Origin of the sequence: Specibacter sp. AOP5-B1-6 (assembly GCF_052376555.1) — a bacterium.
GTDB lineage: Bacteria > Actinomycetota > Actinomycetes > Actinomycetales > Micrococcaceae > Specibacter.
The window spans coordinates 51,247-73,746 of the sequence record NZ_JBQSVT010000014.1 but is presented as its reverse complement, the minus strand read 5'-3'; the positions used below and the strand labels follow the sequence as shown (position 1 = coordinate 73,746).

At 64.2% G+C, this 22,500-nt stretch carries 20 protein-coding genes and 1 riboswitch; of the genes, 12 read left to right on the top strand and 8 right to left on the bottom strand.

Annotated elements, in window-relative coordinates; genetic code table 11:
• Positions 1-4: 4 nt before the first annotated feature.
• The 4 genes from ACT3TS_RS09360 to ACT3TS_RS09345 all read right to left on the bottom strand — a co-directional run bounded on the left by ACT3TS_RS09360 (position 5) and on the right by ACT3TS_RS09345 (position 4,000).
• Positions 5-856 carry an exodeoxyribonuclease III gene (locus tag ACT3TS_RS09360; RefSeq protein WP_444531238.1) on the bottom strand — a complete coding sequence of 284 codons (852 nt, stop codon included), beginning with the start codon at positions 854-856 and terminating at the stop codon, positions 5-7.
• Between the two features lie 128 nt (positions 857-984).
• Positions 985-1,680, bottom strand: coding sequence for a hypothetical protein (locus tag ACT3TS_RS09355; protein WP_444531237.1), 696 nt, complete (start codon positions 1,678-1,680; stop codon positions 985-987).
• 224 nt (positions 1,681-1,904) lie between these two features.
• On the bottom strand, positions 1,905-3,092 hold the full coding sequence (locus tag ACT3TS_RS09350) for an IS30 family transposase (RefSeq protein WP_444531236.1): 1,188 nt from the start codon (positions 3,090-3,092) through the stop codon (positions 1,905-1,907).
• 101 nt (positions 3,093-3,193) lie between these two features.
• Complete coding sequence (locus ACT3TS_RS09345; RefSeq protein WP_444531235.1) at positions 3,194-4,000, bottom strand: GAP family protein; 807 nt, start codon at positions 3,998-4,000, stop codon at positions 3,194-3,196.
• Between the two features lie 125 nt (positions 4,001-4,125).
• On the opposite strand from ACT3TS_RS09345, the gene ACT3TS_RS09340 reads away from it, so the two are divergent.
• From ACT3TS_RS09340 to ACT3TS_RS09325, 4 genes are all read left to right on the top strand, one after another.
• Positions 4,126-5,580: a sensor histidine kinase gene (locus tag ACT3TS_RS09340; protein ID WP_444531234.1), complete on the top strand. Its 1,455-nt coding sequence runs from the start codon at positions 4,126-4,128 to the stop codon at positions 5,578-5,580.
• Positions 5,577-6,245 (top strand): response regulator, encoded by a 669-nt coding sequence (locus ACT3TS_RS09335; RefSeq protein WP_444531233.1) that lies wholly within the window; start codon positions 5,577-5,579, stop codon positions 6,243-6,245. The genes ACT3TS_RS09340 and ACT3TS_RS09335 overlap by 4 nt, the downstream gene beginning before the upstream one ends.
• 148 nt (positions 6,246-6,393) lie before the next feature.
• Positions 6,394-7,473 (top strand): M4 family metallopeptidase, encoded by a 1,080-nt coding sequence (locus tag ACT3TS_RS09330; RefSeq protein WP_444531232.1) that lies wholly within the window; start codon positions 6,394-6,396, stop codon positions 7,471-7,473.
• The gene (locus ACT3TS_RS09325; RefSeq protein ID WP_444531231.1) at positions 7,470-7,781 is read left to right on the top strand and encodes a protealysin inhibitor emfourin; all 312 of its coding nucleotides are present in this window, start codon (positions 7,470-7,472) and stop codon (positions 7,779-7,781) included. The genes ACT3TS_RS09330 and ACT3TS_RS09325 overlap by 4 nt, the downstream gene beginning before the upstream one ends.
• 97 nt (positions 7,782-7,878) lie before the next feature.
• Here ACT3TS_RS09325 and ACT3TS_RS09320 read toward each other — a convergent pair whose 3' ends face one another.
• Positions 7,879-8,754 (bottom strand): bifunctional methylenetetrahydrofolate dehydrogenase/methenyltetrahydrofolate cyclohydrolase, encoded by an 876-nt coding sequence (locus tag ACT3TS_RS09320; RefSeq protein WP_444531230.1) that lies wholly within the window; start codon positions 8,752-8,754, stop codon positions 7,879-7,881.
• Between the two features lie 2 nt (positions 8,755-8,756).
• On the bottom strand, positions 8,757-10,043 hold the full coding sequence (gene glyA / locus ACT3TS_RS09315; protein WP_444531229.1) for a serine hydroxymethyltransferase: 1,287 nt from the start codon (positions 10,041-10,043) through the stop codon (positions 8,757-8,759).
• Between the two features lie 162 nt (positions 10,044-10,205).
• Positions 10,206-10,293: riboswitch (ZMP/ZTP riboswitch) on the bottom strand.
• Positions 10,294-10,332: 39 nt separating this feature from the next.
• Between glyA and purU the strand changes: the two genes are divergently transcribed.
• Positions 10,333-11,217 carry a formyltetrahydrofolate deformylase gene (purU, locus tag ACT3TS_RS09310; protein ID WP_444531228.1) on the top strand — a complete coding sequence of 295 codons (885 nt, stop codon included), beginning with the start codon at positions 10,333-10,335 and terminating at the stop codon, positions 11,215-11,217.
• A gap of 66 nt (positions 11,218-11,283) precedes the next feature.
• Here the strand turns inward: purU and ACT3TS_RS09305 are convergent, their stop codons facing one another.
• Positions 11,284-12,714 (bottom strand): amino acid permease, encoded by a 1,431-nt coding sequence (locus ACT3TS_RS09305; RefSeq protein ID WP_444531278.1) that lies wholly within the window; start codon positions 12,712-12,714, stop codon positions 11,284-11,286.
• An 826-nt stretch (positions 12,715-13,540) separates the two neighbouring features.
• Between ACT3TS_RS09305 and ACT3TS_RS09300 the strand changes: the two genes are divergently transcribed.
• The 6 genes from ACT3TS_RS09300 to ACT3TS_RS09275 all read left to right on the top strand — a co-directional run bounded on the left by ACT3TS_RS09300 (position 13,541) and on the right by ACT3TS_RS09275 (position 20,138).
• Positions 13,541-14,530 (top strand): aldo/keto reductase, encoded by a 990-nt coding sequence (locus ACT3TS_RS09300; protein WP_444531227.1) that lies wholly within the window; start codon positions 13,541-13,543, stop codon positions 14,528-14,530.
• A 76-nt stretch (positions 14,531-14,606) separates the two neighbouring features.
• A complete protein-coding gene (locus ACT3TS_RS09295) occupies positions 14,607-15,125 on the top strand; it encodes a gamma carbonic anhydrase family protein (protein ID WP_444531226.1) in 519 nt (172 codons plus the stop codon).
• A gap of 435 nt (positions 15,126-15,560) precedes the next feature.
• Positions 15,561-16,745 carry an ROK family transcriptional regulator gene (locus ACT3TS_RS09290; protein ID WP_444531225.1) on the top strand — a complete coding sequence of 395 codons (1,185 nt, stop codon included), beginning with the start codon at positions 15,561-15,563 and terminating at the stop codon, positions 16,743-16,745.
• A gap of 212 nt (positions 16,746-16,957) precedes the next feature.
• Positions 16,958-18,247, top strand: coding sequence for an ABC transporter substrate-binding protein (locus ACT3TS_RS09285; RefSeq protein WP_444531224.1), 1,290 nt, complete (start codon positions 16,958-16,960; stop codon positions 18,245-18,247).
• A gap of 92 nt (positions 18,248-18,339) precedes the next feature.
• Entirely contained in the window at positions 18,340-19,245 is a 906-nt protein-coding gene (locus ACT3TS_RS09280; protein ID WP_444531223.1) for a carbohydrate ABC transporter permease, read from the top strand.
• Positions 19,245-20,138: a carbohydrate ABC transporter permease gene (locus ACT3TS_RS09275; RefSeq protein ID WP_444531222.1), complete on the top strand. Its 894-nt coding sequence runs from the start codon at positions 19,245-19,247 to the stop codon at positions 20,136-20,138. The genes ACT3TS_RS09280 and ACT3TS_RS09275 overlap by 1 nt, the downstream gene beginning before the upstream one ends.
• Positions 20,139-20,410: 272 nt before the next feature.
• On the opposite strand, the gene ACT3TS_RS09270 is transcribed toward ACT3TS_RS09275, so the two are convergent.
• Positions 20,411-21,103, bottom strand: coding sequence for a DNA alkylation repair protein (locus ACT3TS_RS09270; protein ID WP_444531221.1), 693 nt, complete (start codon positions 21,101-21,103; stop codon positions 20,411-20,413).
• Positions 21,104-21,277: 174 nt separating this feature from the next.
• On the opposite strand from ACT3TS_RS09270, the gene ACT3TS_RS09265 reads away from it, so the two are divergent.
• On the top strand, positions 21,278-22,375 hold the full coding sequence (locus tag ACT3TS_RS09265; protein WP_444531220.1) for a Gfo/Idh/MocA family protein: 1,098 nt from the start codon (positions 21,278-21,280) through the stop codon (positions 22,373-22,375).
• The last annotated feature ends 125 nt before the right edge of the window (positions 22,376-22,500 follow it).

Here is a 22,500-nt window from a genome sequence, read left to right as displayed (position 1 = left end):
TCCTTTAGAACTTATAGTCGACGACAAGCGGGGCATGGTCTGAGAAGCGGCTTTCGTAGGACTCGGCCCTGTCAACGACTGACTGGACCGCTTTTGCCGCCAGGCCGGGGGTGGCCATGTGGTAATCGATGCGCCAGCCCGTGTCGTTGGTGAAGGCCTGTCCGCGGTTGGACCACCAGGTGTAGGGTCCGTCAACCTCGCCGGCCAGTTCACGGGCAACATCCTTCCACCCGATTTCCTCGCCGAGGAACCTGTCAAAGTAGGCGCGTTCCTCGGGCAGGAAACCGGCGCGCTTAACGTTGCCCTTCCAGTTCTTGATGTCCAGCTTTGTGTGTCCAACGTTCAAGTCGCCCACGACGAGGGCATGGTCGTTGGCTGCGGCAAGCTTCGGCAGCCGGCCGATCATGGTGTCCAGGAAGCGGTACTTGTCGACCTGCTTGGGGGTGTCCACCTCGCCCGAATGCACGTAGGCGCTGACAACGCTCAAGGTTGTTGGTGTGCCGTCGGACCCCGTGAGCACGTAGTCTGCCTCAACCCAGCGGCCGGTGGTGGCGAAGTAGTCTTCGCCGATGCCCACACGGGTGGCCACAGGTTCCAGGCGGTCCTTGCGGGTGGCGATCAACACGCCCGCCCGGCCCTTGGCTTCGGCTTCCGCGTGGAGCAGGTGCCATTCCTCACCGAGGAAGCCCTCAACGATGGCATCGGGCGCGCGCACCTCCTGCAGGCACAAAATGTCCACATCGCGCGCTGCCAGCCAGGGGCCCATGCCGTTCCTGTAGGCGGCACGGATGCCGTTGACGTTGACGCTTGCGATCCTCAATCGACCGTTTTCAATACTGTTGCTCACTTGTTCCACCTTACCTGCAGGGTTCCGCGTTTCCGTGGTCCCAAAATGTGTGTCCATGCCGTGGGCCGGCCCCCGTGGTGCCGGCGGACTGCCGCTGTGCGACCGGGCGCCGTCGCGGCCGCCCGGTGCTTGGCTGCTTAGTCGATGATGACGCCGCTGACGGGCTCGTCGTCGGGACCGGTTCCCGGGGCAGCCTTTGGGGCCGCAGTGGTGCTGGATTCCTGGGCTGCCGCACCGCCGGTTGCCGTGCCCGCTGCTGCTGTGTCCGTTGCGGCCGTGCCCGGAGCCGTCTGGCGACCGGCGTTCTTCTTCGCCATGGCCGCATCCATCTTGGCTTCCTGGGCTTCCCAGTTCGGGTTGATCATGCCGCGGCCGTTGGTGGCTGTGATCTCGATGGTTTCAAGAGCCCGCGCCACCATTTGGTCATCCTTGCCGAGGTATTCGTTGACCACCCCAACCTGGACGCTGATGATTTTGAACGAATGGTCCAGCTTCATTTCTCGTGCCTTCTCGGCCGAGCGTGAGCCGGACTCCTGCGACACAAGCCGGGTGCCGCCGTCGGACGGGGCACTTTCACTGTTGTGTTGGGCCATCTGGGCTTGGGCCAGAGCCACCTGTCGGGCGCCAAACGCTGCGGCCTTGTGGACGCCGATGTAGACCACTGTCGACAGCGCCAGCCAACCAAACGCGATGGCGGCAATGACCCAGCCCAGGACCGTGCTGTTGTTTGCTGCGAAGACAAGTGCCACCAGAAAAACGATCGCCAGCACAATGGTGCCAACGCCAGTGAATTTGCCGGGTGTGGACATTTTGCCGGTTCCGAGAGAAGTCATGGTTCCATTCTCTCAAACTGCTGGCAGTTCCGGGTCCTGCTTCCACCAGCGGCGAACGTGGCCGCGGCAACCCGTGCCGGCCACACCCTCTTGCTGAACGACGCCGGGACATTTCTTGGCGTCCCCCGCACCTCTGCCCCGTCCCGGTCCATTCCCACATTCCAAACAGCAGCTGATGCGCAGTGCCGGGCGGCAAAGTCAAGTAGTCGTAGCAACGCGGGGGTTTATGCCGCTGTTTGCAGCAGTTGGTTCAGCCGGTTAGCGGGGGTATCGAGGTTGAGGGTGGGTCGGGGGCGGCGGTTGAGCTTCGCTGCTATCAGGCGTAGATCTTCAGGGGCGTGGACGGAGAGGTCGGAGCCTTTCTCGAGCCAGAACCTTAGGAGACGGTTGGTATTCTCGTTTGTGCCGCGCTGCCATGGCGAGTGCGGGTCGCAGAAATAGAGCGTGGTATCCAGCGCGATTTGGATCTTGGCATAGTCCGCCAGTTCGGTGCCGCGGTCCCAAGTGACGGACCGTCGCAGGTGGTCCGGGAGATCACCCATTTCCCGGATCATAGCGGCTGCGACGGTCTCAGCAGTGTGGTCGTTGGGGAGGTGCAACAGGATCGTGAACCTTGTTGAGCGTTCCACAAGGGTGCCGATCGCGGTCCCGTCGCAGCCGATGACGAGGTCACCCTCCCAATGGCCTGGCACGGCCCTGTCTTCGACCTCTGCCGGGCGTTCGCTGATCTTGAACGCGTCCTTGTACGGGCTGTTCTTCGTCCTGTCGGCTGTGTGGGGAACGCGCTGCTTCCGTTTCAAGCTGAGCTTCTCCGCCAGGTCTGCCCGCAGGGCCCCGCGGGATTGAACGTACAGTGCCTGGTAGATCGTTTCGTGGCTCACCTGCATAGTCTCGTCGTCGCCGAAGTAAACCGCCAGCATCGACGAGATCAGTTTCGGACTCCACCCATCATCCATCCAGACCTCGATCAGCCGGCACAGTGCATCGTTCTCAAGGAGTTTCAGGGACTTGGGGCGGCGCCGGCACTGGTGCGCCTTTGCGTGGGCGACAGAGGCGTAATACACGCCGTCGCCACTGGCGTTTCGGTTAACTTCCCGCCAGACCACGGACTTGTCTCGGCCGATCAATTCACCGATCCTCGCGTAGCTCATTCCACTTCGCAGGCCCATCTGGATCATCCCTCGTTCCGCCAGATTCAAGGCCCGGCCAGGGCTCTCCTGCGCCGGTGCCGGATCCGCAAGACCACCAACGGGCCCCATGCTCACAGTCATCATCTGACCAGACTGTGCCCACCACGTCCTTCCTGTTTGATGTACGGCACCGACACGCCGGGCTGCAGCAATAATCGACATCCCGCCACACACAAGATCAACGAACTCCGTGCGGGCATTCGGGGGAAACAACTTGACCATGAAACGCTCCATCTATCAGTGCGTTGCAACCACCGTATGACTTTGCCGGCATTGGCAGTGCATCAGCTGCTGTTTCGATTCATGTGCAATGCCCGTAACTGCTATTTGAACGGATTCCACGCCGCAAACGGGGCCAGCGCTGACAACCCGGCGCGCAGGAGCAGGAATCCGGCGATCCCCGCAACCCACAGCAGCGTCTCGCTGGCGAAACGGCCCATTTTGCTGCTGACGCGTTGCAACACTGAATCCAGCCTGCTGCCAAGGGCGACCCGCAGACCGAGCAGGGCCAGCGCAGGCAGGAGCATGACCAGGCAGTACACAGCAAGGACGCCGATCCCGGCCGGAAGTGCCAGGGTGGAATTGGACAGGACTCCGATGGCCACCAGGTAGGGCAGCATCGTGGGCAGCTCCAGCAGCCCGGCGATCACAGCCAGGGCCACCAGCCCGCCCGGGCTGCGCAGCGCCTTGGCGATCCGCTGTTGCCACTTCGCCTCGGCAGCGGGCACGGCAGGTTCCAGTCCTGCTCCCGGCTCGAAGCCCGTCCCCGCAGCCGCATCCCGCGCACGTCCCGCGGGCACCGCGGCCTTGGCCGGTTTCTTCCCCGAACCCGCAAACAATGCATAGGCCAGCAGGGCGCCCCCACCAATCGTCATGGCCCACTGGATGGCGGGGATCTGCGTCAGCGAATCCGCGCCGAGTCCGCGGATGACCCAATCGGCCCCGCTAAGCACCAGGATGCCGACGATCAAGTAGAAGCCGGCCAATACGCCAAGGTAGAGCAGTATCCGCGGGGCAAGGCGCTTTGCGTCGGGGCGCAGCAACAGCCAGAGCGGTATGAGCAAGGTGCCGATGCTGGTGCTGTCGATGAGGGCCAAAACAGCCAGTTGGGCATAAATTGCGATGGTCATGGGCCCAGCCTGCCAACTGATCCGGTCTCCGTCGTCGGCCATGGTGGGTAGGGGCATGTCATACCTTCGTCGCATGAGCCCCTGCCCGGCTTGCCCGGCACGGCCGCTCCGGACAGGATTGACGCATGACCGCTCCCCCGACCGCTTCGCCCCAAACGCCTCCTGCCAAGGTTTCGCTCAGTGCCCGTGTCTTGTCCCGCGTGTGGGGCATCCGGCGCGAGGATTTTTGGCTTGCCGCCTCTTATTTCATCGTGTTTTGGATTTTGGATGCCGTGCGGTTTGGCACTGCAACAGATTTTTCCCTGCCCTGGCTGGCCCGGAACTGGGTGTTGTTTGCGGTGTTGGGCTGTGTGGGCGTGCTCTTGCGCCGGACGGCCACTCCGGCCATGGCGGTGCTCTGCGGCGTGGCGGCCGTGCTGTTGTTGCTGGCGAACCAGCCCGCCGCGCTGGTGCTGGTGTTTGAGCTGTTCTTCTCCCTGGTGTTGTTTGGTTCCACCCGGGCCTCCACGGCGGCCGGCAACACTGCCGTGGGCCTGTCGATTCTGCTGACGCTGGTGGTTTTTGCCTTCACTCGGCAGGCGGAACTCACAGTTGTGGCGGCCGTGCTGGCCGCCATGACGCTGCTCATGCCCGTCGAGTGGGCGGGAAACCTGCGCAAGGCCCAGCGCCTGGCCGAAAGCGAATCCGCCCGGGCAGAGGCTGTCCGGGAAGCCGCCGAGCACCGCCTTCTCGCCGACAGAACAGCCCACGAACTGGTCCTCGAGCGGGAGCGCCAGCACATGGCCCGGGAGTTGCACGACGTGCTTTCGGCCCGGCTCTCCGCCATCGCCCTGCAATCCGGCGCGGCACTTCAAACCCCGCCTCTGGACACGCCGTCGCCGCAGAGCCGCGTGCTGACCCGGATCCGGGCCGAGAGCGTCGCCGGTCTGGACGAGCTGAACGGCATGATCCGGCTCCTGCACACCGGCGCCCTGGATGAGACGGCAGGGCGCGTGGCCGACCTGGCGTCGCTGGTGGAGCAGTACCGTCTGGCCGGAACTGCGGTCTCCCTGGAAAATTCCTTGGACGACGCCGGGAATCACCTGCCGCTGCACGTCCAGACTGCCATCTATCGGGTTTCGGCCGAGTCCCTGCTCAACGCCACCCGGCACGCGCCCGGCTCCCCGGTCACAGTGATTCTGGACAGTGTCACGACCTCCGCGCCCGGAGCCGCAGCTGCAAAGGCGGCAGGCACGACTCCTCCTGGGGACGAAGCTTCGGCTCCTGCGGCTGTCCGCCTGCGCGTGTCCAACCAGCTGCCCGGGCTGCCGCAGGACCGGTCGGGTCAGAATCCACCAGCGCAAACTGTGCCGGCGCAACCTACCCCTGCACCCGCAACGCGCGGCGGAACCGGCACAGGGATCCCCAGCATGCATTTCCGGGCCGCCCACGCCGGCGGGTCCATCACCGCAGGGCCCCGTGGCAGCCAGTGGGTGGTGGAGCTGCGGCTGCCGGCTCCTGCCCCGGCCGCATCCGGACCAGCATCAGCACAGTCACCGGCCCCGGCACCACAAATTATTCCGAGCGGAATCAAGACATGACCGAACCAGCGCCCACTATCCTGCAACCCATCACCGTGCTGCTGGCCGATGACCATGCCGCCATCAGGCTGGGCATGCGCATGGTGGTGGACACTGCACCCGACATGGAAGTGGTGGGGGAAGCCGGCGACGGTGCACTCACGGTGGGCATGGCACGCACGCTGCGACCCGACGTCGTGCTGATGGATTTGCGCATGCCTGTCATGGACGGGGTCGAAGCGACCCGGCAGATTTGCAGCGAAGGGACGGCCAAGGTGCTGGTGTTGACGACCTTTGACCACGACTCCTACCTGTTTGGTGCCCTGCAGGGAGGTGCCTCCGGATTCCTGCTCAAGTCGGCCGAGCCCGGAGCCATCACCGATGCCATTCGGCGTGTCCACGACGGTGACCAGGTGATCGCGCCGGAGGTGACGGCGCGGATAGTGGCCGCGGCTCTGTCGCCGGGCAGCGGTCCGGCCGCCTCACCGGCGGAGCCGCCCGGCCTGGATCTGCTCACGGGACGCGAACGCGAAGTCTTTGAGTGCCTCGGCGGGGGCCTGACAAATTATTCGATTGGCCGCCAGCTGGGCATCTCGGAGGCCACGGTGAAAACGCATGTCTCCCGGGTATTGGCAAAGCTGGGCCTGCAGTCGCGGGTGCAGGCGGCGCTGTTCCGGAGAGCCTAGGGCCGGGAGGCGGCAGGCGGCGGGGGTTCCGCAGTGGCGGAATATCGGAGCCAACGCGGGACGGGCCCACGGCGGAAGGCTGTTTCCTTGCCCCGGCCGTTGAACAGGCGCATCATGGTGGAAACGGGTTGAGGAAGGGGACAACGACATGTCGGGAATCCAAGGCCGGGCGCACTGCAGCATCGCGCCGCCAGACCTCTTGGGGTGGTTGGCGGTAAAGGGCAATCCCCAGCAGCGGGAGGCTGCGGTGAGGGCGCTGGCCACCTCCGCAGCCATCCGCTCTCAGCGCGCCGTGATGGGCCACCTCGGCCGCCGACTGAACCTGCACGCAGGGGCCTTGATGGGCTCGGTTGCCGGGACGGGCGAGCGGCTGAGTGTCTACGACAACCAAAAGCAGGGCAGGCCGTTCCTGCCCGGGGTCTTGGTGCGCGATTGGCAGAAGCCGCCGGTGCAGGATGAGGCGGTCAACCAGGCCTATGACGGCAGCAACGACACCTACGAGTTCTACCGGGACATCTACGGCCGCAACTCCCTGGACAACGCAGGGATGGAGCTGCTCTCCTCCGTCCACTACGGCGTCGCCTTCGACAACGCGTTTTGGGACGGGGCCCAGATGGTTTACGGCGACGGCAGCGGACGCATCTTCCAGGTGGGCGGACTGACACGCTCCGTGGACGTGATCGCCCATGAGCTGACCCACGGCGTCACCGAGTTCACCGCGGGGCTGGTGTACAGCAAACAGTCGGGGGCGCTGAACGAATCGTTCTCCGACGTCTTCGGCTCGCTGGTCAAGCAGTACAGCCTGAACCAGACGGCGGCCGAGGCCAACTGGCTGGTGGGCGAGGGGATACTGGTCCCCGGGATCGGCAAGGCGCTGCGTTCCATGCTCCACCCCGGCACGGCCAACTCCGGCGACAGGCAGCCCGCGGACATGGAGCACTTCGTGGAGCTGCCCGATGACAACGACCCCCGCAACGACAATGGCGGCGTGCACATCAACTCGGGCATCCCCAACCGGGCATTCGCCCTCGCGGCGATCGCCATGGGCGGCCATGCCTGGGAGAAAGCGGGGCGGATCTGGTACCAGGTCCTGACCACCCGGCTACGTCCGAACACGCAATTTAATGCGGCCGCCCAGGCCACGGTCGACGTCGCCGGGTCCCTGTTTGGCTCCACCGAGCAGGATGCCGTGCACCAGGCTTGGCAAGAGGTTGGCGTGCTGCCATGAGGTTGATCATTTTTCGGGGAGCCGGCTTGGCGGGCTTGGTTGCCCGCACCGAACTCGACGCCAAATCCTTGCCGCAAGCTGCCGCGAAGACATTTGCCGTCGAGGTTGACCGCGCCAACCTCCGTGAGGAGCCCCCTCCCCCGCCGGAAAAATCATGGCCCGATGCGCAACTCTACGAGCTCTGCTTGGAGGAGGCCGGTCCCACCATCAGCGTCCGCTACAGCGACGAGAGCCTCCCTGAACAGGTCCGTCTGCTCGTGGCCTGGGTGGACGGGCGGCCCGAGCGGGTGGAGTCGATCGAGCCGTGATGCCCGGCCGGGACCCGGCCACAACAAAAAGGAGGCCGACGCCGGAACCTAAGTTCCGCCGTCGGCCTCCCTGAGCCGGGCACCAGCCGGGCAACAGCTACGCGCGCTCCGCGGCCTCCACCACGTTGGCCAGCAGCATGGCGCGGGTCATGGGACCGACCCCGCCCGGGTTCGGGGAAATCCAGCTCGCCACGGAGGCGGCGGCCGGCTCCACATCGCCGGTGACTACCGCCTTGCCGTTGCCGTCATCCACGCGGCTCACGCCAACGTCCAGGACAATGGCGCCGGGCTTGAGGTCGGCGGCCTTGATCATGTGTGGCACGCCGGCTGCGGCAACCACGACGTCGGCCAAGCGCAGCTCGGCGGCCAGGTCCTTCGTGCCGGTGTGGGCCAGGACCACGGTGGCGTTGATGTCGCGGCGGGTCAGCAGCAGGCCCATTGGCCGGCCGATGGTCACGCCGCGGCCAACAACCACCACGCGCTTGCCGTTCAGCGAAATGCCGTGGCGTTCCAGCAGCACCACACAGCCTTTGGGCGTGCACGGCAGCGGGGACGTCATGGGGCGGTTGACGTTGGCGACCAGGCGGCCCAGATTCATGGGGTGCAGGCCGTCGGCGTCCTTGGCCGGGTCGATGGCTTCAAGCACCACGTCCTGGTCAATATGCTTCGGCAGCGGCAGCTGCACGATGTAGCCGGTGCAGGACGGATCGTCGTTGAGCTGGCGGACGGCGGCCAGGACCTCGTCCTGGGTGGCCGTCTCGGGCAGGTCGATGCGGATGGACTTGATGCCGACTTCGGCGCAGTCCTTGTGCTTGCCGCCCACGTACCACTGGGAGCCTGGATCCGAGCCAACCAGGATGGTGCCCAGGCCCGGGGTGACGCCGCGGGCGGCGAGGGCCGCGACGCGTTCGGTCAACTCGGCTTTGATGGCTGCGGCGGTGGCCTTGCCGTCAAGGATTTGAGCAGTCGCCATTTTTACCATTCTTCCTGACCGGGGTACAGGGGGAAGTTGGCGGTGAGGGCCTTGACGCGGGCACTGAGGGCAGCAACGTCTGCGCCGCCCTTCAGTGCGGCTGCGATGATCTCGGCAACCTCGGTGAACTCCGGAGCACCGAAGCCGCGCGTGGCCAGTGCCGGGGTGCCGATGCGCAGGCCGGAGGTGACCATCGGGGGGCGGGGGTCGAACGGCACGGCGTTGCGGTTCACGGTGATGCCCACGCTGTGCAGGAGGTCTTCGGCCTGCTGGCCGTCCAGCACGGAGTTGCGCAGGTCAACGAGCACCAGGTGCACATCGGTGCCGCCGGTCAGCACGGACACGCCGGCTTCGGCAACGTCGGGTGCGTTCAGGCGCTCGGCAAGGATCTTGGCACCTTCCAGCACGCGGGTCTGGCGTTCCTTGAACTCCTCGCCGGCGGCAACCTTGAACGCCACGGCCTTGGCGGCGATGACGTGCATGAGCGGGCCGCCCTGCTGTCCCGGGAACACAGCAGAGTTGAGCTTCTTGGCCCATTCCTTCTTGGCCAGGATCACACCGGAGCGCGGACCGGAAAGGGTCTTGTGCACGGTGGAGGTGACGACGTCGGAGTACGGCACCGGGCTCGGGTGCAGGCCTGCCGCAACCAGTCCGGCAAAGTGGGCCATGTCGGTCCAGAGCAGGGCGCCCACCTCGTCGGCGATGGAGCGGAACGCGGCAAAATCCAGTTGGCGCGGGTAGGCGGACCAGCCGGCGATGATGACCTGGGGCTTCTCGGCGATGGCCTGGGCGCGCAGCTTGTCCATGTCGATGCGGAACGTGTCGGGTTCAACTTCGTAGGCAGCAACCTCGTACAGCTTGCCGGAGAAGTTCAGCTTCATGCCGTGGGTCAGGTGTCCGCCGTGGGCCAGGGACAGGCCCAGGATCTTGTCGCCGGGCTTGATCATGGCGGCGAGCGCCGCGGCGTTTGCCTGGGCACCGGAGTGCGGCTGGACGTTGGCGTACTCTGCACCGAACAGGTCCTTGACGCGCTCGATGGCCAGGGTTTCCGCCACGTCAACGTATTCGCAGCCGCCGTAGTAGCGGCGGCCCGGGTAGCCCTCGGCGTACTTGTTGGTCAGGACCGAGCCCTGGGCTTCAAGGACGGCACGGGGGGCGAAGTTTTCGCTGGCGATCATTTCCAGCGTGTCGCGCTGGCGGCCAAGCTCGTCCTTGAGGACGGCGGCGATTTCCGGGTCAAGCTCGGAGAGCGGGGCATTGGTCACGGACTGGGTGGGGGTGAAAGACACTACAGACTCCTGGTGGCAGCACGAAAAAAACTCTTCTAGGAAAGATTATCGCCATTCCGGTCATGGCCGCATTTGCAAGACTCCCTGTGTGCACATGCCGTTCAAGGCAGGAGCGTGGCACTGGGATTCCCCACGGCCAATGGCAGGCATTGGCAAAAGTGCCCTCACGTCCCAGGCGTACGATCGTGAGGTCTTCGCTCGTGCTGCTCCCCGGTGGTGTCCCACCTCATCGCCAGTCGCAACGCCTCAATTGTAGTACAGCTGCGAATTGGACGGTAACGTTGAACGGGTGACTGACTTGAATTCTCCCGCCGTGACCACCCCGGCAGCCACGCACGGATATGTGCTGACACTCTCCTGCGCCGACCAGCCCGGCATTGTCCACGCCGTTTCCGGATCCCTGTTGGAGGCCGGCTGCAACATCACCGACTCCCAGCAGTACGGCAGCCCGGACACCGGCACCTTCTTCATGCGTGTTGCCGTGGAAACCACGACGGCGTTCAGCCTCCTGCGCGAACACCTTGACACCGTTGCCGAACGCTTTGCGCTCACGTGGACCCTGCACCGCGCCGGGGCACCCGTCCGCACCTTGATTCTGGCGTCCAAGGCGGCCCACTGCCTCAACGACCTGCTGTTCCTGCAGCGCTCGGGCACCCTGCCCGTGGAAATCCCGGCGATCGTCTCCAACCACAGGGACCTGGAACCGCTCGCCGAGTTTTACGGCATCCCCTTTTATTACATCCCGGTCACCCCTGACACCAAGGCCGACGCCGAGGCGCAGCTGCTCGCGCTGGTGGCGGAGCTCGACGTCGAACTCGTTGTGCTCGCGCGCTACATGCAGGTGCTTTCCGACGACCTCTGCAACCACCTGGCCGGGCGCGCCATCAACATCCACCATTCGTTCCTGCCGTCCTTCAAGGGCGCCAAGCCGTACCACCAGGCGCATGCCCGCGGTGTGAAGATCATTGGCGCCACCGCCCATTACGTCACGGCAGTGCTGGATGAGGGCCCCATCATTGAGCAGGAAGTCATCCGGGTTGAGCACGGCCATTCGGTCGAGAAGTTCGTCTCGATGGGCCGCGCCGTTGAGGCCCGCACACTGGCCCAGGCCGTGCAGTGGCATGCCGAACACCGCGTTCTCCTCGACGGCCACCGGACAGTCGTCTTCGACTGACCAACACCCGGGAGCCGTCGGGCCTTCGCGAGCGTGGGCCCGAGACCCCCACCCGGGAGTCGCCGGTCAGCGGTTTTCGCGGGTGGGGAGCACCGGCTCGATGGGCGCTGCGGACAGCATCTCGTAGTCGGACTGCGACAGTGCGGCCACCCGCGAGTGGCGGCGGCCGTAGGCGAAGTACGCGATCAGGCCCACGATCATCCACAGCAGGAACACCAGCCAAGTCAGGCCGCCGAGGTTAATCATCAGGTACACGCACATGAGCGCGCCGAGGATCGGCGTCACGGGGTAGAACGCCGCCCGGTAGCTCCGTTTGAGTTCGGGGCGATTGCGGCGCAAATAGATGACGGAAATATTGACCAGGGTAAAGGCGAACAGGGTCCCAATGCTTGTTGCGTCGGCCAGGGCACCCAACGGCACCAGCCCGGCCGTCAGCGCGACGGCGATGCCAACGATCAAGGTGCCTGCAACAGGAGTGCCGCGCTTGGCTGAAATCCTGCCGAACACCTTGGGCACCAGTCCGTCGCGCGACATGGAGACGAGAATCCGGGTCTGGCCATAGAGCACGGCCAGCACAACGCTGGTGATGGCCAGCACCGCACCAATGGCGAACACCGCGGCAATCCATGGCTGGTGGGTGATTTCCTGGAGGATCTTGACCAGGGCCGCTTCGGTGCCCTCGAACCAGGTCCACTCGCGGGCGCCGATCGCGGCAACAGCCACCAGAACGTAAATTGAGGTGACAATCACCATGGAAAGCATGATGGCCCGGGGCAGGTCGCGCTGTGGATTTTTCGCCTCCTCGCCCGCTGTGGACGCCGCATCGAAGCCAATGTAGGAGAAGAACACCCGGGAAGCCGCGGCCGAGACGCCGGCGGCACCCATGGGCATCAGCGGGTCAAAGTTGCCGGCGTTGAACGCTGTGAAAGCCACGGTGCAAAAGAACAGCAGAATCACGATCTTGATGAACACTATGGTGGTGTTGACCCAGGCGCTTTCCCTGGCACCTCGCATGAGCAGCACCATGGACAGAAGCACGATGGCCATGGCGGGCAGGTTCATGACGCCGCCGGAACCGGGTGGCTGGGACATGAAGTCGGGCAGCACCCACCCCAAGCCCGCGACGGATTCATTGATGTACTGGCCGGCCCCCACGGCCACGGCGGCCACGGACACCGCGTATTCCAGCACCAGGCACCAGCCGCAGATCCACGCCATGCCTTCACCCAGCGTCGCATAGGTGTAGGAATAGCTGGATCCGGAAACCGGCACCATGCCGGCCATTTCCGCGTAGGAGATGGCGGAGAGCAACGCCGCAACGCCGGCGATCAGGAACGAAATGAAGATGGCGGGCCCGGCCATCGGCACGGAATCGCCAAGGATCACAAAGATGCCGGTGCCCAGTGTTGCGCCGACGCTGATCATGGTCAGCTGCAGGACACCGAAGCTCCGCACCAGCTTGCGCCCGCCGGTGCCGTCGTTGGTCTCCTGGACCATTTGCGCAATGGGTTTGCGCCGAAGCAACTGGCGCCCCAGACCCAAGGCAGTGCCGGAACTGCCGCGTGAGCCCGTCTTTACAGCGCCCGGCTCATCAATACGTGGCATTCCAGAGTTTCCATTCTGTGTGGCCGGGATGGCAGATGCGGCTGCCGTCCCTGCATTTTCCAGTCACCTGCCGCAGCCATCGCGGCACCCTGGACGATCATGCCGCTGTGCCCGTCGCACAATGCGGGCCCGGTGTCCGGTGTTGAACCGCCGCCGGCAAGCGACACACAATTCTACCGTGCCACCGCAGCCCGCCAACGGCAGTATCAGGGGCCGGGACAGTGGATCGTGTCACTGCCAAGGCTGAACCACGACACATAACCTCCGGAAATGGACGATCAGTGGAGCCATTGGCCACCCGCACGGGCGCCACCCCTCGGATGATGAAAGCGCCATCGTTGCGCCCACCGCGTGGCGGTCCGTGCAGACACCAATTCAATCCCGCCGGGAAGGGGCAGCAGCTTCCGGGACACAGCGGGGCTGCTCGGTTGCCCCGTGCATTCTTGGACGGGTGCCTTGACTGCCCCCTTCCTTCCGTTTTTGAAATCGAGTTTGCAGTTGTTAGCCCGGAATTCGCTTTCAGTTGTCGATTCCGTCCAATAACTGCAAACTCGATTTCTTGAGAACATGAAGCACGACGGCGGGACGTTGCCTTGCGCTCCTCCCCCACCTTGCACCCACATGCCAACACTCCCCGCGCCATCGCCACTGTTGTCCTGGCGCAGCGACGCGCAGCGGGTCCCGACGATTCGCCATTCCGATTGGCTAGGCTGGAGGAATGCAGACACATATCTTGGGCAAGACGAACCGCACCGTATCCGCCGTCGGACTTGGAACCTGGCAACTGGGTGCGGATTGGGGCGATGTCAGCGAGGCTGATGCGCTGTCGGTGCTTGCGGCCGCAGCCGATGCCGGCGTCACGTTCTTTGACACTGCGGACGTCTACGGGGACGGCCGCAGCGAGCAGGTCATCGGGCGCTTCCTCAAGGACGCCGGGGAGGGCCGCAGCATCACCGTCGCCACCAAGATGGGCCGGCGCATGGAGCAGATCCCGGAAAACTATGTCATGGAGAACTTCCGCGCCTGGACGGACCGGTCCCGAAAAAACCTCGGCGTGGACACCCTCGATTTGGTGCAGCTGCACTGCCCTCCCACGGCCGTTGTGACCTCGGACGAAGTTTATGACGCGCTCGACACGTTGGTTGCAGAGGGCGCCATCGCCAACTACGGCCTCAGCGTTGAAAGCTGCGAGCAGGCGCTGGCCGCGATCGCCCGCCCCAACGTGGCAACCATCCAAATCATCCTCAACGCCTTCCGCCTGAAACCGCTGGACGCCGTGCTGCCGGCTGCCCGCCGCGCCGGAGTTGGCATCATCGCCCGCGTCCCCCTCGCCAGCGGCCTGCTCTCCGGCAAGTACACCGCAACCACAACTTTCGCCGAGAACGACCACCGCAATTTCAACCGCGACGGCAGCCACTTCGACGTGGGCGAGACCTTCTCCGGTGTTGATTACACTGTCGGCCTCGAGGCGGCGGAGAAGTTCACGGCACTGGCAGCCGCAGAAGCTGGCACCACAGCCCAGACGGCACTGGCCTGGGTGGCCCAGCTCGACGGCGTCTCGACCGTCATCCCCGGCGCCCGGTCCACGACGCAGGCCCAAAGCAACGCCGCAGCCGGTTCGCTGCCTGCTTTGGGCAGTGAATTCAACTCCGGAGTCGGCAGCATCTATGACTCGCTGCTGCGGGCTGACATTCACCCACGCTGGTAATCGGCAGCAGGGCACGGCAGCCACCAGATCCCGGAACAACCTTTCAGCAACCATCCGTCCAACGATTGGATCCGCAATGCAGCAATTGATCACCCTTGACGGCAACACCCCCTCGGTTCACGAGAGCGCTTTTGTGGCCCACACAGCAGTCCTCATTGGCAAGGCGACCCTCGGAGCTGATTCCAGCGCGTTCTACGGTGTCGTGATGCGCGGGGACTCAAATTCAATCACCGTTGGTGCAGGCAGCAATCTTCAGGACAATGTTGTGCTGCACGCCGACCCGGGATTCCCCACCGTCGTCGGCAACGGCGTGAGCGTTGGCCACGGTGCCATCATCCACGGCTGCACAGTTGAGGACGACTGCTTGATAGGCATGAGTGCCACCATCATGAACGGCGCAGTCATTGGCGCCGGATCGCTGGTGGCTGGCGGTGCGGTGGTGCTCGAGGGTGCCGTCATTCCGCCCGGTTCCCTCGTTGCCGGGGTCCCGGCGAAAGTGCGCCGCGAACTGAGCGCCGAGGAATTGGAGCACGTCCGGGACAACGCCACAAACTATGTTGGCCTGGCCCGCAAACACAAGCAGGTTCAGCCCTAGTCCGGCGAGGCGGGCCTGCATGGCCGGCCACCTGCGCGAGCGTCCACCTGCGCGAGCACTGCAATGGCCCTGAAGTTTTTTCTTCAGGGCCATTGCCATGCGACAGGGCTTGCCATGGCACAGGGCTATTTGAGGACACCACGCGATTTCACCTCCCCAGCCCCTCCGTTCGCAATGATGGCGGCAAGTTAAGGGGAAACAAACAAATTCAACAATTTCCGGACTTATGCGTGCGCCAGGGGCCCGGGATGACGTGCAGGTCAGTTGCAGACCAACTGCCAAGGGGCTCGCGGCACGGACGGCTGATCTGGCTAATCCCGCATACAAGCCGTTTCCGCGATTTCTGGGTTTTTGCGTTAAGGTAAAATTGCGCCGATTTCCCACATTGTGTTCACATCTTGACTGCAAGGCTAATTGTGATGCACGCTACTACCTATGAGCGAACACCTTTCCCCCCTTGCACGCCACGGGTCCAGGCCAGGCTCACAGTCAGCGCTGCGCCAACGCAACGAACAACTCATTGTTGCCACGCTTCGCGATCAGGGCGCCTTGTCACAGGCCGAACTGGCCCGAACCACCGGGCTTTCCACGGCCACGATCTCCAACATCGTCAAGTCCATGTGCGCCAACGGACTGGCCACGACCCGTCCCACCACGAGCTCCGGGCGGCGCGCACTGGCAGTGTCCCTGCTGGAAACCCCCGATGTGGCGGCAGGCATCGACTTCGGCCGCAGCCACGTCCGCCTGGTTCTCGCCAGCCCCAGCTTCAAGGTCAAGGCTGAACGGTTTGCCCAGCTTCCGGTAGGCCATTTGGCGGCGGAAAGCATAGCCGCCGCAGCTGCCATGATGGACGAGCTGCTCATCGAGTCGGGCATAGACCGCAGCCGGGTCATTGGCGCCGGAGTCGGCGTCCCTGGCCCCATAGACCACCGCACGGGCACGGTCATCCGGGGCGCCATCCTGCCCGAGTGGGTGGGCGTAAACATCGTCGCCCAGCTGCAGCAGGCACTCAAGATGCCCATTTTTGCCGACAATGACGCCAATCTTGGGGCGCTGGCACAGGTGACATGGGGAGAACACCGTGCAGCCAAGGATTTGGTGTTCCTCAAGATTGGCAGCGGCATCGGCGCGGGCTTGATCCTGAACGGCGCGCCCTACTACGGCCACACCGGAATAACGGGCGAGATCGGCCATGCAACAATTTTTGACCAGGGTCTGGTGTGCCGCTGCGGAAACCGCGGCTGCCTGGAAACCGTGGCGTCAACCGCTGTCATGATCGAACTGCTCAGCCGCGGTGAACCCGCCACCCTGACCGTGCAGGAAATCATCAAGCGGGCCAAGGCAGGCGACGCCGCAACATTGCGCGTCATTGACGATGCAGGAATGTCGGTCGGCAAGGCGATGGCCAACGTTGCCAACATGATCAACCCGGAAATGATAGTCGTTGGCGGGCCTCTTGCACCCCTGGGCGAAACGCTGTTGAATCCCATTCGGCGCGGACTCATACGCCACGCGGTGCCCGCCATCGGTGAGGGAACAGCAGTTGTCATGTCCTCACTCGGCGACAGGGCCGAGGCCCTGGGCGCCATCTCACTGGCATTGAACAACAGTCACCCGTGAACCGCAGTCCCTGCCAGCAGCACCAAGACCGCAGTCCCCAGCCGCATGACCCCAGCCCCAGCCCCATCCCCACGGCAGGACTTCACACCGTTACCATTCCGTTGTGTTAAATAGTTGACTGCAATTAGTGATGCAGGTAACTTTTGGGGAGGGGGTATTCCAATTGCCTTCTCAAATCATCATTTTCGAACATTTAATCATGGAGGAAAAACATGCGACGTCGTCTATCGTTGCTTGCCGGAGTTGCAGCGCTGGGTCTGACCCTGGCAGCCTGCGGCGGCGGCGGCGACACCCCCGCTGACAGCTCCAACGCCAAGGATGCCACCGGAAAGGTCGGCGTCTTCACCTGGTGGGCCGATGGTTCCGAGAAGGCCGGCCTTGACGCACTCGTCAAGGTGTTTGGCACGGACTACCCGGATGTCACCTTTGACAACCTTGCCGTTGCCGGTGGCGCAGGCTCACAGGCCAAGAGCGTCCTGGCCGCACAGTTGAAGGCCGGCAACCCGCCGGATTCCTTCCAGGCCCACGCAGGCGCCGAGCTTCAGGACTACATCGACGCAGACCAGCTCGAGGACCTGAGCAGCTTCTACGAGGAGAACGACCTCACCTCGCAGTTCCCCAAGGACCTCATTGACCGTCTGACAGTTGACGGCAAGATCTACTCCGTGCCCTCCAACATCCACCGTGCCAACGTCGTCTGGGCCAACGTTGAGGTCCTGAAGAAGGCCGGCGTCGACCCGGAGAAGCCCGCCGAAGACCTCGACGCCTGGTTTGCCGACATGGACAAGATCAAGGCCTCAGGCACGATCCCGCTGGCAGTCGCCGGTTCCTGGACCCAAGTCCAGCTGTTTGAAAACATCCTCCTGGCCAGCTTGGGCGCAGACGGCTACAGCGGCCTGTGGGATGGCAAAACCGAGTGGAAGAGCGCCGAAGTCACCACGGCCATCAAGGCTTACGAGAAGGCCCTCAGCTACACCAACACCGACCGCGACTCACTCAGCGACTGGGCTCCTGCCACACAGCTCGTTCAGGACGGCGCAGCCGCCTACAACGTCATGGGCGACTGGGCGGAAGCCAAGTTCACCCTCGACGGCGACAAGGCCGGCACCGACTACGTCTACTTCCCCACACCGGGAACCGCAGGCGTCTTCGACTTCCTCGCCGACTCCTTCACACTGCCCAAGGGTGCCCCGAACCCGGCCGGTGCCAAGGCCTGGTTGACCACCATCGGCTCCGCCGAAGGCCAGACCGCGTTCAACAAGGTCAAGGGCTCCATCCCGGCCAACACCACCGCCAAGACCGATGACTTCTCCGAATACCAGAAGAGCGCCATCAAGGACTTCGGCCAGGACACGATCGTCTCCTCACTGGCGCACGGTGCAGCAGTGCCCGTTGCCTGGTTGAACGACCTGAGCACCGCCGTCAACAAGTTCGGCGGCGACAAGAACGTTTCAGGGCTGCAGGATTCCGCAGCATCGATCGCGGCGAAGTTCGCCGAGTAACACACCGCATTCAGGCTGGGGGCGGCCGCGACAATCATGTCGTGCCGCCCCCAAGCCATGCACTACCGATTTTCTTCGGAAGGAGGCAAACTATGTTAAAACGTGCAAAAACATGGGGTCCCGGCGTATTGCTGCTGGCCCCGACAATCATCCTGGTGGGCGTCTTCGTCTACTGGCTCATCATTGAGAACTTCCGTGTCAGCCTCACAAACCAGCACACGGCCAAGCCCAGCAACAAATACGTTGGCTTTGACAATTACACCAACCTCTTGGCAGACCCAAACTTCCAGCACTCACTGTGGAACCTGCTGGTCCTGACCATCGTCTTCCTCGGTGGCACCTTGATCTTCGGCTTCCTGTGGGCCTGGATCCTGGAACAGCCGTCCAAGGGCGAAGGGTTCTTCCGCTCGGTGTACTTGTTCCCCATGTCGGTCTCCTTCATCGCCTCCGGCGTTGTGTGGCGCTGGCTGCTCTCCAGCCTGCAAACCACCCAGCCCGGCGGTGAACGCACCACGGGGCTGAACCGGCTCCTTGACAGTGTTGGTTTGGGTGCCTTGCAAAACGACTGGTGGTCGAACCCCACCTGGGGCATTGCGGCCATCGCCGTCCCCGCCATCTGGCAGCTTTCCGGCTACGTCATGGCGTTGTTCCTTGCCGGTTTCCGCGGCATCCCCGACGAGCTGCGCGAAGCGGCACGCATCGACGGTTGCACCGAATGGAAACTGTACCGCCACGTAATCTTCCCGCAGCTCAGCCCGGTCATGCTCTCCGCCGTCATCATCATCGGCCACATGTCCCTGAAACTGTTCGACCTCATCCGCGCCATCGTGCCGGACGCCAACACCTATGACGTCCAGGTTCCGGCGACCATGATGTGGGTCAAATACATTGGCAGCGACTACGCCGATGCCGCCGCGATCGGCACCATCCTGCTGGTTCTCGTGGCACTGGTCGTCATCCCCTACCTCATGTACACCTCACGAGCGGAGAAGCGCTAATGTCCACCGCCACAGTGAACAACAAGAACCGCCTGCGTTCGGCGCAGGACATGAAGTCGGATGCCAAGCGCAACAACAAACGGCGCATCAACCGCACGCTCAAGTACGCGCTGCTGATCTTCTTCGTCGTCGTGGTCATGCTGCCCGCGTACGTTTTGTTCATCACCAGTTTCAAGGGAACGGCCGACGCCGACCCCTCCCGTGCCTGGTACCTCCCCGAAGTGTGGGAAACCGGCGGCTGGGTGAAGGCCTGGACCACGCTGGCCCCCTCCTTGGGCCGCACCGTCCTGCTGGTGGTGCCCTCGGCATTGGTGTCCGCCTTCCTGGGCTCCATCAACGGCTATGTGCTGTCCAAGTGGAGGTTCCCCGGCTCGAACATCGTGTTCACGTTGATCTTGTTCGGCATGTTCATCCCCTACCAGGCCGTCATGATCCCGTTGACGCAGCTTGTCAGCGACCTCGGCGTGCCGCAGGGCGTCCCGTCCCTGATGCTGCTGCACATTGTCTACGGCCTGCCGATCTGTACGCTGATCTTCCGCAACTACTATGCCTCCGTCCCCGATGAACTCATCGAGGCGGCTCGCATGGACGGTGCCGGCATCCTGCGCACCTACGGCTCGGTCATCTTCCCCGTCTCGGCCCCCGGCTTCGTCGTGGTGTTGATCTGGCAGTTCACCTCCGCCTGGAACGACTACCTCTTTGCCGCGTTCTTCTCCTCCGGCCGCAACGGCCCGGTCACGATCGCACTGTCCTTCCTCGCCGGCGGCCAGCTCACCGACTACGCCGCCTCCATGGCCGGCGCGCTGATCGCCTCCGTCCCCACACTCATTGTCTACATCCTGTTGGGCAAGTACTTTGTGGGCGGCCTGATGAGCGGTTCAGTCAAGGGCTGACGCCCAAGCACCCCCGGCCCAAGGCAGGCCGGCCGCACAGGCCCCGTCCGCCGTCGTTCCTCAAGGACGACGGCGGACGGGGCCTTCCGCGTCTCCCCCGCCTTCCAGCCTGCTCCAGACACTCGCTCCGTAGATGGGGTGTTTGGGCCAACGCTCACTTGTTGGCGGGGTGCTTCAGTTGCGTTTTTTAGCCCGCGTGGTGATGGCCAGCAGGGCCACAATCCCGATCCCGACAGCCGGCCGGCCTGCCAGCCAGCCGCACTAGTGTCCTGCTACTTGGCCTGCCGGCTGACCATCTCGTTGATCCAAAGGGGCGCGTACGGGGAGGTGCAGTTGGGCGGGGTGGGGTAGTCCTTGAGCACTTCGAGGCGCTCACCGATCTCCAGCGCGCGGGCCCGCAGCTCCGGGTTTTCAATGCCGATCTGGGCCAGTGCGAAGTTCATGGCCCATTGGAGGCGGTCCGGGGCCGACTTCATCTGGGCCTCGATGATGTCCAGCAGGCCCGGCAGGTCCAGGCCCGCCGGCGCCTTCACAATGCGTTCGCTCGTCAGCGCCCAGCCGGCCGCCGCAACCACCGGGTCGGGATCGGTGAACCAGGCGTTGCGCAGTTCCTCTGCGTGGGGGCCCTTCTTCACCACGTAGTTCACGAGCCAGTCGTTCACCTTGGGGATGTGGGCCTGGCGCAGCATGGTGTCCAGCTCTTCCGCGGTGAAGGACTTGGGCCGGAACATCAGCAACGCCACCAGCCGCGCTGCAGTGTCACCGGTGGCCCAGAGCTCGCGGGCAAGCTCCTGCTGGGACTTCAGCCGCTTCGCAATTGCACGCAGCTTGCCAAGGTTGACGCCGTGGTCGTCACCGTGTTTTTCGTTGATGGCACGAGCCTTGGGGTCCTCCAGCGCCGCCAACTCGGCCAGCACCTGGGCCGCAGTGGTAGTTGTTCCAGTCGTTTCAGTCGTTTGCGCCATCTCGGTCTCCAGTTCCGCAGCAGATGCGCTTCATCTTACTGGGCGGAACCGACAACTGCGCGGGGCCGGTCTCCCGGCGGGCACGCCTTCGCCAACACCTTCGTGTTCGACGCAATTTGTCGAAGCGCTTGTCATGTTCCCCCGCCGGAGATGCATTGCTGGCAGAATGTCCGAATGAGCACCCCACGATTCGTCGGCCGTCCCGACTGGTACACCACATTCAATCCCGACACCCTTGCCGCCACCGGCGCTCCCCTGCGCTGGGGCGTGATTGCCACCGGAAACACTGCCGACACCGTCACGGCCGATCTGGCGCTGCTGGAAGATGCCGTGCTGCAGGCAGTGAGTTCGCGCAGCGGGAAGAGCGCGGCAGCGTTCGCCGAACGGTTTGGCTTTGCGACTCATTATTACGACGGCGGATCCGACGGTTCAGCTGACCCCGGCCACCTCCAGCTGGTGGCGGACCCGGAGGTGGATGTGGTTTACATTGCCACCCCGCACGGGCAGCACTTTGATGTGGCACGGGCTGCCTTGGAGCACGGCAAGCACGTTTTGTGCGAGAAGGCACTGACCATCACGGCCGCCGAGACGCGCAGCTTGATCAATTTAGCGCGCGCCAAGGGACTGTTCCTGATGGAAGCCGTGTGGGCGCGGTTTGTGCCGGGCTACCAGCGAGCCCTGGAGATCATTGCCTCGGGCGAGATTGGTGACGTGAAGTGGGTGCAGGCCGATCTCGGCTTCGTGGCGCCAACGGATGAAACGTTGCGCATTTGGGCCCCGGCCGACGGGGGTGGGGCGCTCCTTGACCTCACCGTCTACCCGCTGCTGTGGGCGTGGGGAGCACTCGGCCGGCCTGAGACGGTGGCCGCCACCGGCACACTCACTTCCTTTGGCGTGGACGCACAAAACACCATCACGCTCAGCTACCCCAACGGCGGGCAGGCCCAGCTGCTCAGCCACCTGACCTCGCAGGGCCCCAGCCGGGCCACCGTCTCCGGCACCCTGGGGTATCTGGAAACGGTGGATTCACTGAACAACCCCCGGCAGCTTCTCATTTCCGGCCCCGGCGACGCCAAACGCACCGAGACATTTGAGTACCCGGGCCGCGGCTACACCTACCAGCTGCGCGAAGTGACCCGCTGCATCCAGGCCGGACTGACCGAAAGCACCACCATGCCGCTGGATGATTCCCTGGCCATCATGGAACTGTTCGACGAGGTCCGCCGCCAAATAGGTGTCAGCCACCCCAACGATGCCCGCACCGACCTCTAACCGCCGCCCTGCCCCTGCCCCTCTCACTGCCCAACGCTCGCTCTCATACGGGGCCCTTTTCCCCAACGCTCTCGCAATGGACGCATCGCACGGTGCGGGCACTGCGCGAGCGTTTCGAAAATAGC

Excerpts from the sequence above, each read along its gene's own strand:
- ACT3TS_RS09355 (WP_444531237.1), bottom strand. The coding sequence starts at position 1,680 with ATGACTTCTCTCGGAACCGGCAAAATGTCCACACCCGGCAAATTCACT.
- ACT3TS_RS09350 (WP_444531236.1), bottom strand. The coding sequence starts at position 3,092 with ATGGTCAAGTTGTTTCCCCCGAATGCCCGCACGGAGTTCGTTGATCTT.
- ACT3TS_RS09345 (WP_444531235.1), bottom strand. The coding sequence starts at position 4,000 with ATGACCATCGCAATTTATGCCCAACTGGCTGTTTTGGCCCTCATCGAC.
- ACT3TS_RS09340 (WP_444531234.1), top strand. The coding sequence starts at position 4,126 with ATGACCGCTCCCCCGACCGCTTCGCCCCAAACGCCTCCTGCCAAGGTT.
- ACT3TS_RS09335 (WP_444531233.1), top strand. The coding sequence starts at position 5,577 with ATGACCGAACCAGCGCCCACTATCCTGCAACCCATCACCGTGCTGCTG.
- ACT3TS_RS09330 (WP_444531232.1), top strand. The coding sequence starts at position 6,394 with ATGTCGGGAATCCAAGGCCGGGCGCACTGCAGCATCGCGCCGCCAGAC.
- ACT3TS_RS09325 (WP_444531231.1), top strand. The coding sequence starts at position 7,470 with ATGAGGTTGATCATTTTTCGGGGAGCCGGCTTGGCGGGCTTGGTTGCC.
- ACT3TS_RS09320 (WP_444531230.1), bottom strand. The coding sequence starts at position 8,754 with ATGGCGACTGCTCAAATCCTTGACGGCAAGGCCACCGCCGCAGCCATC.
- ACT3TS_RS09305 (WP_444531278.1), bottom strand. The coding sequence starts at position 12,714 with ATGGTCCAGGAGACCAACGACGGCACCGGCGGGCGCAAGCTGGTGCGG.
- ACT3TS_RS09300 (WP_444531227.1), top strand. The coding sequence starts at position 13,541 with ATGCAGACACATATCTTGGGCAAGACGAACCGCACCGTATCCGCCGTC.
- ACT3TS_RS09295 (WP_444531226.1), top strand. The coding sequence starts at position 14,607 with ATGCAGCAATTGATCACCCTTGACGGCAACACCCCCTCGGTTCACGAG.
- ACT3TS_RS09290 (WP_444531225.1), top strand. The coding sequence starts at position 15,561 with ATGAGCGAACACCTTTCCCCCCTTGCACGCCACGGGTCCAGGCCAGGC.
- ACT3TS_RS09285 (WP_444531224.1), top strand. The coding sequence starts at position 16,958 with ATGCGACGTCGTCTATCGTTGCTTGCCGGAGTTGCAGCGCTGGGTCTG.
- ACT3TS_RS09280 (WP_444531223.1), top strand. The coding sequence starts at position 18,340 with ATGTTAAAACGTGCAAAAACATGGGGTCCCGGCGTATTGCTGCTGGCC.
- ACT3TS_RS09275 (WP_444531222.1), top strand. The coding sequence starts at position 19,245 with ATGTCCACCGCCACAGTGAACAACAAGAACCGCCTGCGTTCGGCGCAG.
- ACT3TS_RS09270 (WP_444531221.1), bottom strand. The coding sequence starts at position 21,103 with ATGGCGCAAACGACTGAAACGACTGGAACAACTACCACTGCGGCCCAG.
- ACT3TS_RS09265 (WP_444531220.1), top strand. The coding sequence starts at position 21,278 with ATGAGCACCCCACGATTCGTCGGCCGTCCCGACTGGTACACCACATTC.